Annotated in this window: 9 protein-coding genes; 7 read left to right on the forward strand and 2 right to left on the reverse strand. The window is 55.0% G+C overall.

Annotated elements, in window-relative coordinates; genetic code table 11:
- Positions 1–77 precede the first annotated feature (77 nt).
- Together csdA and csdE are read left to right on the forward strand one after the other, a co-directional pair.
- Positions 78–1283, forward strand: a complete 1206-nt coding sequence (gene csdA, locus DUT67_RS17150; RefSeq protein WP_113627651.1) for a cysteine desulfurase CsdA — start codon at positions 78–80, stop codon at positions 1281–1283.
- Between the two features lie 67 nt (positions 1284–1350).
- A complete protein-coding gene (csdE, locus tag DUT67_RS17155) occupies positions 1351–1806 on the forward strand; it encodes a cysteine desulfurase sulfur acceptor subunit CsdE (protein ID WP_113627652.1) in 456 nt (151 codons plus the stop codon).
- 14 nt (positions 1807–1820) lie between these two features.
- On the opposite strand, the gene tcdA is transcribed toward csdE, so the two are convergent.
- Both tcdA and DUT67_RS17165 read right to left on the reverse strand, forming a co-directional pair.
- Positions 1821–2639, reverse strand: a complete 819-nt coding sequence (gene tcdA, locus DUT67_RS17160; protein WP_113627653.1) for a tRNA cyclic N6-threonylcarbamoyladenosine(37) synthase TcdA — start codon at positions 2637–2639, stop codon at positions 1821–1823.
- A gap of 56 nt (positions 2640–2695) precedes the next feature.
- Positions 2696–4954: a molybdopterin-dependent oxidoreductase gene (locus tag DUT67_RS17165; RefSeq protein WP_113627654.1), complete on the reverse strand. Its 2259-nt coding sequence runs from the start codon at positions 4952–4954 to the stop codon at positions 2696–2698.
- Positions 4955–5476: 522 nt separating this feature from the next.
- Between DUT67_RS17165 and DUT67_RS17170 the strand changes: the two genes are divergently transcribed.
- The 5 genes from DUT67_RS17170 to DUT67_RS17190 are packed head-to-tail and all read left to right on the forward strand — an operon-like array spanning position 5477 to position 12097.
- Positions 5477–7063: an ABC transporter substrate-binding protein gene (locus tag DUT67_RS17170; RefSeq protein WP_113627655.1), complete on the forward strand. Its 1587-nt coding sequence runs from the start codon at positions 5477–5479 to the stop codon at positions 7061–7063.
- 53 nt (positions 7064–7116) lie between these two features.
- Positions 7117–8103 carry an ABC transporter permease gene (locus DUT67_RS17175; RefSeq protein WP_113627656.1) on the forward strand — a complete coding sequence of 329 codons (987 nt, stop codon included), beginning with the start codon at positions 7117–7119 and terminating at the stop codon, positions 8101–8103.
- A gap of 1 nt (position 8104) precedes the next feature.
- Positions 8105–9043, forward strand: a complete 939-nt coding sequence (locus tag DUT67_RS17180) for an ABC transporter permease (protein WP_113627657.1) — start codon at positions 8105–8107, stop codon at positions 9041–9043.
- Complete coding sequence (locus DUT67_RS17185) at positions 9040–10767, forward strand: ABC transporter ATP-binding protein (protein WP_113627658.1); 1728 nt, start codon at positions 9040–9042, stop codon at positions 10765–10767. The genes DUT67_RS17180 and DUT67_RS17185 overlap by 4 nt, the downstream gene beginning before the upstream one ends.
- Entirely contained in the window at positions 10760–12097 is a 1338-nt protein-coding gene (locus tag DUT67_RS17190; RefSeq protein WP_113632051.1) for a M20 aminoacylase family protein, read from the forward strand. The genes DUT67_RS17185 and DUT67_RS17190 overlap by 8 nt, the downstream gene beginning before the upstream one ends.

Below are 12097 nucleotides of genomic sequence, written 5' to 3' on the forward strand. Positions count from 1 at the left end.
AATCGCATTAGGCATAGTCCTAAACTTGTCTCTCTCGACAAAATGGGACAGGATCTATCCTCTATAAGAGGATGCTCATGACACCGTTTAACCCTGCAACTTTTCGCCAACAGTTCCCCGCACTCCAGCACTCGACGGTATATCTTGATAGCGCCGCGACCGCGCTGAAACCGCAGTCCGTCATTGATGCTGTTCAGCAGTTCTATTGCAGCGAGAGTGGCACGGTGCACCGCAGTCAGCATCGAGGCGCACAGGCGCTAACCCAGCGTTTTGAAGGTGCTCGTGAGCAAGTCGCCGCCTTACTTCATGCAGACGATCCGCGTTCAATTGTCTGGACCAGAGGCACGACGGAAGCGATCAATCTGGTCGCGCAGAGCTATGCCCGCCCTCGCCTTCAACCGGGCGATGAGATCATCGTTAGCGAAGCGGAGCATCACGCTAACCTCATCCCGTGGCTGATGGTGGCGCAGCAAACTGGCGCAAGCGTGGTGAAGTTACCGATAGGTGCGGACTTCTTACCGGATATTAAACTGCTAGCCACGTTGATCACGCCAAAAACGCGCCTGCTGGCACTAGGTCAGATGTCAAACGTGACGGGTGGTTTACCCGACCTAGCGCGTGCGATTACGCTGGCTCACCGCTATGGCGCGGTGGTGATGGTTGATGGCGCGCAGGGCATCGTTCATTGCCCACCGGATGTACAGGCGCTGGATATCGATTTCTACGCATTTTCCGGGCACAAGCTTTATGCGCCCACCGGGATTGGCGTGCTCTATGGCAAAACCGCATTGCTGGAAAGCATGATGCCGTGGCAAGGCGGCGGGAAAATGATGACGCAGGTTTCCTTTGACGGCTTCAAACCGCAGGCGATTCCACAGCGGTTTGAAGCGGGAACGCCACATATTGCCGGTGTGCTTGGCCTGTCTGCGGCGGTAGACTGGCTGACCACACTGGATTGGCACGCCGCAGAGCAGCACAGTCAACAGTTGGCGCAGCTTGCCGAGAAGCATCTGGCACAGTTTCCCGGCTTTCGTAGTTTCCGTAGCCCACATTCCAGCGTGCTGTCCTTTGACATTGCCGATGTACACCACAGCGATCTGATTACGCTATTAGCCGAAAGCGGCATCGCACTGCGTGCCGGACACCACTGTGCGCAGCCGCTAATGGACGCACTCGGCATCAGTGGCACGATCCGTGCCTCGTTTGCCCCGTATAATAACCAGCAAGATGTTGCTGCACTGATCGCCGCGATGGGCAATGCACTTGAATTACTGAGTGACTAATCAACGCTACAAACGATAATCAACTACACACTATTGTCGCCCACAACCTATTGATCGACCACGGACTATGACCGAGACAACCGACAACACACATCCTTTTGGCCACCCCATCACCGTTGCCGATCTGCTGGCACGATTTGATAATTGCCGGGCATGGGAAGATCGCTATCGACAGCTCATTTTGCTGGCAAAGACGCTACCAGCGCTTCCCGATGCACTAAAAACCGAAGATATTTCATTATCCGGCTGTGAAAATCGCGTCTGGCTAGGTTACCAACGTCAGGAAGACGGCAGGCTACATTTTTACGGTGATAGCGACGGGCGCATCGTGCGGGGATTACTGGCGATACTGCTAACCGCCGCTGAGGAAAAAACGCCAGAAGCGCTGTTACAGCAGGATCCGCTGGCACTGTTCGATACGCTGGGGCTACGTGCTCAGCTCAGCGCTTCACGTTCAAGCGGTCTGGCTGCGTTAGCCGCCAGAATCAAGGACATTGCCGAGCAAGAAGCAGCAAGCAAATAGCAAATTACGCGATGCTATTTCTGCACCGCAGACGCTCGCTCCATTTTCGCTATCATTTTCTTCAGCGCATGAGATACCGCAACAAACCCAAAGCTTGCGGTGACCATCGTCGCCGCGCCAAAGCCTGACGCGCAATCCATACGCATCACCCCATCAGCCGTACTGCGAGACGCACAGACGGAACCGTCAGGCTGCGGATAAACCAGCGGTTCGCTGGAAAATACACAGTCGATACCCAGTTTTCCTTTGCTGTTTTTCACCACGTTAAAATCGTTCTTCAGCCGTTCACGCAGCTTGGCGGCCAACGGATCCTGAATCGTTTTGGCTAGATCGACGACCTCAATTCGAGTCGGATCAATTTGCCCACCCGCGCCGCCAGTTGTCACCACCGGGATCTTATAGCGGCGGCAGTATGACAACAGCGCAGCTTTTGGGCGCACGCTATCGATGGCATCAATCACATAGCTAAAGTTTTGGTCGAGAAACTCGGCCACGTTTTCCGCGCTGATGAAATCATCCACGCAGGTGACGTTGCATTCTGGGTTGATCGCCAGAATACGTTCCGCCATCACTTCCGTCTTCGACTGTCCGGTATGTTGACGCAATGCATGAATCTGGCGGTTGGTATTACTGACACACACATCATCCATATCGATCAGCGTGATCGCGCCGATGCCAGTACGTGCCAGCGCCTCAGCCGCCCAGGAACCGACGCCACCGATGCCAATCACGCAAACGTGAGCCTGAGAAAACAGCGCCAGCGCCTGTTGACCATATAACCGCGCGGTGCCGCCGAAGCGTTGCAAATAGGCTTCGGATAATTGCGTATTCATTCAACCAACCTTACGAAAACAAAATCACAGGAAAATAAAAGCGGCTCAGAATAACGCTAAACCCGCACGACATCCACCAGACAGCTCATGGCGTTCGGCCCCTGCGTCAGCGGCGACGTGCCAATATCCAGCGTCAGTACATTCGCATTTCCTGATTGTTCAACCGGATGCCACGTTTTCTGGCCGAAGCCGGGCTCAAACCAGGCACCGGTGGACATGATCACGACGCCCGGCTTTACGCCGTCGGTAATCTGTACGCCAGCCAGAATACGACCACGCGCATTTCTGACTTCCACCTGTGAACGGTCGATAATATCCCGTGCAGCAGCGTCCTGCGGATGCATGTACAGCGTCTCTTTTCCTGCGGTCTTATTCGCGGCAACCTGCGGCGTAGCCGCCAGTTGGCTGTGTAAGCGGTCAGATGGCTGAATGGAAATAAAGTGCAGCGGCCATTCTTCCGTGCTTTTGGCTCCCAGCCATTCAACGGGAGGCTGCCACTCAGGATGCGGCGCAAAATCGGCATAGCCATAGCTGGCGATGGCAGAGCTGAACAATTCGATCTTACCGCTTGGCGTACTCAAGGCATGTTGCTGCGGATCGCGGCGGAAATCCTCAAAGAATACAAACGGCTTTTCATCCATCGGGATTTCTACATGACCCTGCTGCCAGAAATCCTCAAATGACGGCCAGCTGTCAGCAAAATCTCGCTGCTTTGCTCGACACTCGTCATAAAGATGTTCCAGCCACTGCTGCTCACTGCGGTTCTGCGTGAACGTGTCTTTATAGCCCAGACGCTCCGCCAGTTCGCTGAAGATATCCACGTCGTTACGCGCCTGATGTTGCGGCGCAATCGCCTGATGCATGGCAAAGATAAAGCGATCGCGGGACGATCCGCCGATATCATTACGCTCCAGCGTGGTGGTGACAGGCAGCACGATGTCAGCCATCTGCGCCGCGGGTGTCCAGACGATATCCTGCACAATCACCGTATCCGGCTTGTGCCAGCCGTCCACCAGACGGTTCAACTGCTGGTGATGGTGGAACGGATTACCGCCCGCCCAGTGAATGAGATGAACATCGGGGTAAGTGTGCGTTTCACCCTGAAAGGTATAAGGCGTTCCCGGATGCAGTAGCATATCGGCGATACGCGCCACGGGGATCGCCCGTCCTGCGTTCGGGGTAGACGGCGAAGCCGGTGCAGGCGTTGAAATCCGTTCGTTACCGACGCTGTTCATCGAACCATGGCCGAAGGAGAAGCCACCGCCCGGTAGCCCCACCTGCCCCAGCATGGAAGACAGCGCGATCATCATCCAGTACGGCTGTTCGCCACGGTGCGCGCGCTGCACCGAGTAAGAACAGGTAATAAAGCTGCGCACACCAATCAGTTGCTGCGCCAAACGCCGGATCCGCTCGGCGGGGATGCCCGTGATATCGCTGGCCCATTCAGGCGTTTTCACCACGCCGTCACCACGACCGTGCAAATAGTCACTCAGTTGCTCATAACCGACGCAGTAGCGTTGCAGGAAGTCCTTATCGTCAGCGCCCAAACGCTGAATCTCATAGCCTAGCGCCAACATCAGGGCGACATCGGTATTCGGGCGGATAGGAATCCACTCGGCATTCACAAACTCAGGGCAATCGTCGCGCATCGGGCTGATGTTAATAACGGGAATCCCTTTCTCCACCAGCGCTTCCAGTGCAGGCTTCAGCGTATGGTGCCCGGCACCGCCGGAGGCTATCTGCGAATTTCTTAACGCCAGCCCACCAAACGCGAGGAAAATATCACAATGTTCGGCGACGCTGCGCCATTCAGTCACCTTGCCCGTCAGCGGGTGGAAGGTGCCGATCACATAAGGCAGGAAGAACTGTGCAGCACCCCAGCTGTAATTCCCCTGTTGGTCGACCGCGCCACCGCCGGAGAAATAGAAGCGGCGCACCTGAGAACGCGCATGGTGATAACGTCCAGCCGACGACCAGCCGTAAGAACCGGCAAAAAGGCCATCCGCACCATAGCGATCGCGAATACGGCGATTTTCCTGTGCGACCAGGTCGAGCGCCACGTCCCAATCCACCTCAACAAAATCCTCTCGGCCACGCAGCGTTTTATCGCTGTTTTCCCGCTTCTGTAGCCAGGAACGGCGCACCGAAGGCCGACGGATACGTCGATCGGAATACACCAGCGGCACGATGGAATCGAGCATGCCGGAAGGGGCTGGATCGCCCGAAAACGGCTCACATCGAATCAGCCTACCGTCTTCAACCACAGCGGTAAACGCGCCCCAATGCGCAAGATGTGGATAACGTTTAATCGCCATGACAACCTCAGGATAAATAATTAGCAGGATGGATAATAACCTGAATTATCCACGTCCCCAACAGCAAGAAGAGTGAATAACTTATGCATAATTTGGCATTAGTTATCCATATTTAAACGTTCGTTTAAAACACATGTTGGGCTAGGGTTTAACCAGAAAATAAAGAGGTGGTTCAGGATAAGGCCGATCGTTTAAGAACCGAGATACACGGAGTGACCACGGGGCGAGCTATCCCTGCGGGAATCTCATCCCCGTGTTTCTCCTAAAATGAGGCTTAAGTGACCCGCCTTAAAATTCAGGCAGTTTTATTCTTTGTTCGTTATTCAAACCAGGAACGCAGCATGAAAACCATTACGCCACACAGCAACAGTAATGACGTTATTTCATTACTGCCCCGATGTTGACCTCATTTCTCTTCTTCAGAGAAAAGTGCGTTGTCACCCCAAACACATCATTCAAAACACGCTATTAAAAAATAACAGCGGGGAGCACACCTATGCCCTCTGCATACGGATGGGAAATATGAAAAAAAATTTCTTCTTGTCAGCGCTGATTCTGACATCTTCGCTCTTCGGGCTTGCCACACAGGCGGAAACGTTGACGCCCAAGCGTGGCGGCACGCTGAATTTTTTGGCCGAGCCTGAGCCGCCGGTCTTAACCAGTCTGGTTAGCACCAGCGGCGCGGTGATGAAGATCAACGCCAAGGTGATTGAAGGGCTGTTGAATTACGATTTCGATATGAAGCCAACCCCGCAGCTTGCGACCAGTTGGTCGGTTAGCCCGGACGGTAAACAATATACGTTCCACCTGCGTAAAGGCGTGAAATGGCATGACGGGCAAGACTTCACGTCTGCGGATGTCGCGTTTTCCATTCTGACCGTCAAAAAATACAATTCACGCGGTCAGGGCACGTTTGCCAACGTCACCGAAGTGAAGACACCCGATCCGTATACCGCGATCCTGGAGCTGTCAAAACCCGCACCTTATCTGCTGAGCGCGTTCTCCGCCAACGAAGCACCTATCGTGCCGAAGCACTTATACGAAGGTACAGACATTCTGTCTAACCCTCACAATACCGCGCCGATTGGTACTGGTCCGTTTGTGTTCAAGGAATGGGTGCGTGGCAGCCATATCCTTTATGAACGTAATCCGAACTACTGGGACAGCCCTAAGCCATACGTCGATAAACTGGTGGTGAAGATCATCCCCGATGCCGCCACTCGCACAATTGCGCTTGAAACCGGCGCATTGGATCTGGGAAGCGACTCTCCTGTTCCGCTGAGTGAAATTGAACGCATCAAGAAAAACCCCAAGCTGGGCATTGAAACCGCTGGCTATGGTTACAGCCCGACGCAAACCCGCATCGAATTCAATCTGGATAACCCTTATCTGAAGAACCTGAAGGTTCGCCAGGCCATTGCACACAGCATCAACATTGATGTCTTGAAAAATGTGGTGTGGTACGGCTATGCGGTAAGCTCTCCAACACCGATTACGCCGGAGCTGGCGCAGTTCCATGATACGACGCCGTCACCTTATGGTTTCGATATTGCCAAAGCGAACCAGCTGCTGGACGAAGCGGGCTTCCCACGTCAGGCAAACGGCATCCGCTTCAAGCTGGTACATGACTTCATGCCCTATGGTGACAGCTTCAAACGCGTAGCAGAGTATCTCAAATCGTCGCTGGCTAAAGTCGGTATTGACGTCACCATTCGCTCTCAGGATTTCGCCACCTTCGTTAAGCGTGTTTATACCGACCGCGACTTTGATTTCAACAACGGCTCTATTTCAAACCTGTTCGATCCAGCGGTAGGCGTGCAGCGCCTGTACTGGTCAAAAACCTATCAACCGGGCGTGCCTTTCGGCAACGGCTCACATTACAGCAACCCAGAAGTCGACCGTCTGCTTGAGCAGGCCTCGGTGGAAACCGATCCTGAAAAACGTGTGGAATTGTACAAACAGTTCCAACGCATCATCGCCACGGATATTCCTGATTTGAACCTGCTCCAGATTAAGCGCCAGACCATTTACAACAAACGCGTGCATAACGTCGTGACGGATATTCAGGGCGTTAACGGCAGCCTGGCCGACGTGTGGGTGGATCAGTAATCGTAATACAGCATTCCCCTGCGCGGGCAGGGGAACTCTCATGAAGGTATGTGATGAATAAAGTAGAACGAATCGGGCGCGTACTGTGGCGTACCCTGCTTCATGCGCTGCCAACGGCGATTGGCATTATCATTCTGGTGTTTTTCCTGTTGCAGTTGGTGCCGGGAGACGCCGTTGATGTGCTGGCTGGCGAATCAGGCAATGCGACCGAAGCGACCATGGCACACCTGCGCGCCCAATTCGGTCTCGATCAGCCCATACTGCAACAGCTCTCGGTTTATTTGGGTAACTTGGCACAGTTCAGCCTCGGCTTTTCTCCCCGCTACAACGCACCGGTGATGGACCTGATCCTGTCACGGCTACCGGGCACCCTGTTCCTGATGCTGCTGTCACAGGTATTTGCCATCGTTATCGGTATCACGCTGGGAGCGATAATGGCGGTGTGGGCAGGTAAATGGCCCGATCGCCTGCTTTCTCTGATCGCGCTGCTGCTCTATTCCACACCGGGATTTTGGATCGGCCTGATGACGCTGATTCTGTTTTCCGTTCATCTTGATTGGCTGCCAAGCGGCGGCAACATCACCATAGGTGCAAACCTGACTGGCTGGGCGTATTTCAAGGATATGTTGCAGCATGCCATTCTCCCGGTACTGGCGCTGAGCAGCTTTTTCATTGCCATTTATGCCCGCCTGACCCGAGCGGCCATGCTGGAAATAGCCCAGCAGGATTTCGTGCGCACCGCGCATGCCAAAGGGCTATCGCCGCTGTGGGTCACCGTCAGACACATTCTGCGCTGTGCGCTGCTGCCAATTACTACCGTTGCGGGTATGCACTTCGGCAATCTGCTGGGCGGCGCGGCCGTGGTAGAGACGGTCTTTAGCTGGCCGGGACTGGGTCGTCTCGCGCTGGAAGCGGTGATGGCACGTGACTTCAACGTCTTGCTGGGTGTCCTGCTGCTTTCCGCTTTCTTAGTCATTTTGGCTAACGTGCTGGTGGACTTACTGCAATCCTGGCTCGATCCCCGAATTAAGGCTCGCTGATATGAATAACCTTTCTCCTGAAAACCTCGCGCCGAAGAAAGCGGCAGCAGATGGCGTTGTTAGCTCAGCGGCGACTCGTCCGTTAAAAACATCGTTTCGCCTGTCACCGGAGGTGCGTGCCTTTATCCGTAATCCCGCGGGGATGGCAGGCCTGCTGTTGCTGATTACGGTATTTCTGATGGCGGTGTTTGCGCCGTTACTGTATCCCGGCGATCCGCTGGATATGGTCGCTCAGCCTTTCTTGTGGCCGGGCGAAAACCCTGATTTCCCATTCGGAACCGATTCAATGGGCCGGGATGTCGCTGCTGGCATCGTCCACGGCTCACAGGTTTCCTTGCAAATCGGCTTCTCAGCCGTGATGGTCAGCCTGTTAATTGGCACCGTCGTCGGTGCGCTGGCCGGCTATTTTGGCGGTCGGGTGGATGACCTGCTGGTTCACATCACCGAACTGTTCCAGACCTTCCCGACCTTTTTGCTGGTCGTGGTGCTGGTCGCCATCGGTTCCCCTTCGGTTACGCTGATTTCTCTGGCCATCGGTATTGCCGCATGGCCAACGATTGCACGTCTGGTACGAGCCGAGTTTCGCTCGCTGCGTGAAAGCGATTTTGTGTTAGCCGCACGCAGTCAGGGATTTTCCAGCCTGCGTATCATCTTTCAGGAAATGCTGCCGAATGCACTGCCGTCGATCATCGTCACCACGTCGGTCATGGTCGCCTCGGCCATTTTGATTGAGTCCGCCTTATCCTTCTTAGGCTTTGGCGATCCGAACCGCGTGAGCTGGGGCAGCATGATCGGCGCAGGCCGCGAATCGCTGCGTACCGCCTGGTTTCTTACCGCCCTACCCGGCACTGCGCTAGTCTTAACCGTACTGTCACTGAATCTGGTTGGCGACGCGTTGAACGATGCCCTGAATCCACGTTTACGGGGGAGAAGCGCATGAAGCCGCTGGTCGATATTCAAGATTTACGCGTCGACTTTCCCGGCCACCAAGCCGTTCGAGGGCTAAACCTGACGATTAATGCCGGAGAAACGCTGGCGCTGGTCGGTGAATCCGGCTGCGGTAAATCCGCGACGGCGCTGTCCCTGATGCGACTGGTCGCCGAGCCGGGCAAAATCAGCGGCCGCATTCTGTTTGACGGACACGACTTACTTACCCTGCCGGATCGCAAGATGCGCCAACTGCGTGGCAATGCGCTGTCGATGATTTTTCAGGAACCGATGACGTCGCTCAATCCCGTGCTCTCTATCGGGCAGCAGATTAGTGAAACGCTGCGGTTACATGAAGCGCTAACGCCCGCACAGGCACGGACTCGTGCTATCGAGCTGCTGGATCTGGTCAAGATCCCTGAGCCAGCCAGACGAGTGGATGACTATCCACATAACCTGTCTGGCGGTCAGCGTCAGCGCGTCATGATCGCCATGGCAGTGGCATGCCGCCCGCGCTTGCTGATTGCCGATGAACCAACCACCGCGCTGGATGTCACCATTCAGGCACAAATTCTGGCGCTGCTGGATAATCTGCGACGTGAATTCTCGATGAGCCTGCTGCTGATTACTCACGATCTTGGGCTGGTTGCGCAATGGGCCGACCGCGTGGCGGTGATGTATGCCGGGCAAAAAGTAGAAGAAGCACAGGCATCTGACCTGTTTCAGTCATCCAAGCATAACGTTTTCCCCAAACACAGCTACACGCGCGGGCTGTTGGCGACATCGCTGCATATGGATCAGGACAGACATTACCGTACCCATCGGCTGGCGGAAATCCATCATGCGGCGACGAACGACGACTCCAGTTTTACGCTGCTGACGCCGCCCAGCTTGATTCACCGAGCCACCGATACGAACCAGCAGCCGCTGCTCTCACTGCAAAATATTCAGACCCACTATTCAACACCGCAGGGCAAGGTGCTGGCGGTTGACGATGTGTCACTGACGATTTTACCTGGAGAAACGCTGGGTCTGGTGGGCGAATCCGGCTGTGGTAAATCAACCTTGTCCAAAACCATTCTACGTTTGTTACCACCTTCACACGGACAGATCGTTTTTGACGGGCAAGACATCACCACGCTAAAAGAATCTCGGCTGAAAGCGTTACGTCAGCGGGTACAGATGATCTTTCAGGATCCCTATGCCTCACTGAATCCACGCCACAGCATTCAGCATATTCTTGAAACGCCGCTGATTGTGCATGGCCTTGGCGATCGTTCGCAGCGACAGCAGGCGATCAACACTATCATCGAGCGCGTCGGTCTGCCGCAAAGCAGCCTGAATCGCTATCCTCATGAGTTTTCCGGCGGACAGCGCCAGCGTATCGGCATTGCTCGTGCGCTGGTCGTACGCCCTTCACTGGTGATTTGCGACGAGCCAGTGTCCGCACTCGATGTCTCTATTCAGGCACAAATTCTCAATCTGCTGGTGGAGTTAAAAAACGAAATGGGCCTGTCGCTGCTGTTTATTTCCCACGATCTGGCGGTGGTACGTTATATCGCCGACCGAGTCATGGTCATGCAAAACGGGCGCTGTGTGGAAAGTGGCGATCACCACAGCATCTGGCATCAGCCACAGCATCCGTATACCCGCAAACTGATCGATGCCGTCCCCGGCGGCGGGCAGCGCGAAGCGCCTGTGTCTACACAGCAGATGAGCAGGCAAGCGCATGGATAAGCACAGTGAACACAAAGCGAGCACATCGACCGTTATTGACCAAACGGTTATGGAATCGGTCATTCAGGATTTTTTACCTGAGCTGATAGCGATTCGTCAGCATATTCATCAGCACCCAGAAATCGGCTTCGAAGAGTTTGCTACCGCACAACTGGTAGCGGAAAAGCTGACAACATGGGGACTTTCCGTCACCACCGGCATCGGTGGAACGGGCGTGGTCGCCACCTTACGCGGCCGCTACCCCGGTGAAGACAGCATCGGCCTGCGGGCAGATATGGATGCGCTGTATATAAGTGAAAAAACCGATCTGCCTTATGCCTCGGTACACGCAGGGAAAATGCACGCCTGTGGACATGATGGGCACACCACCATGCTACTGGGTGCCGCACGCTATTTGTCTCTGCACCCCGATTTCGCTGGCACCGTGCACTTTATTTTCCAACCGGCAGAGGAAGGATTGGGCGGCGGGCTTGCCATGCTAAATGACGGCCTGCTGACCACGTTCCCCTGCCATCGACTATTTGGCCTTCACAACAAGCCCGGTATCGAAGTCGGTAAGTTCGCGATTCGCAGCGGCCCGATGCTGGCAGCCAGCGACACCTGGCAGGTCACGTTTCACGGCACGGGCGGACACGGCGGTTCAGGCGTCCACCTTTCTATCGATCCAACGCTGCCTGCCGCGCAATTTATGCTGAGCCTGCAAACGATCGTCAGTCGCAACGTCCCCGCAATGGACGCAGCGGTGCTCAGCATTGGGCATATTCAGGGCGGCGATATCCATGCCCCGAACGTTATCCCTGACAGCGTCATCCTTAAAGGAACCGGACGGAGCTACTCGCCGAGCGTTCGCCGCCTGCTGGAAACACGTCTACGAGAACTGGCACACAGCACTGCGCAGGGCTTTGGTGCGACGGCCGATGTGCACTATGAACATCAATATCCCGCGCTGGTTAATGATACACACGCCACGCAGTTAGCCGTTAACGCCGCTGCGCAGGTGGTCGGACTCGAGCAGGTTGAAACCGCCATGACGCCGCTGCTCGGCGCAGAAGACTTTGCCTACATGCTGGAGCAGCGTCCCGGCGCGTTCATGATGCTAGGAAACAGCGACAAAGGTGCGGCCAGCGTGCACCACCTGCATACCCCTCACTACGACTTTAATGATGCACTGATCCCATTAGGGATCCGCTATTGGGCGACCTTGGTTTATCAGGAGTTGGGGTTATCAATAGCCGAGGATAGCGAGAACGACAGCTCATTGTCCCACGATCTAAACATAACAACGCATGGCGGCAGTGCACACGGCGTCGCGCAAGAACAAAAAGGATGA

The sequence above is a fragment of the Pectobacterium peruviense genome, from assembly GCF_003312355.2.
In the GTDB taxonomy this organism is placed as follows: Bacteria; Pseudomonadota; Gammaproteobacteria; order Enterobacterales; family Enterobacteriaceae; genus Pectobacterium; species Pectobacterium peruviense.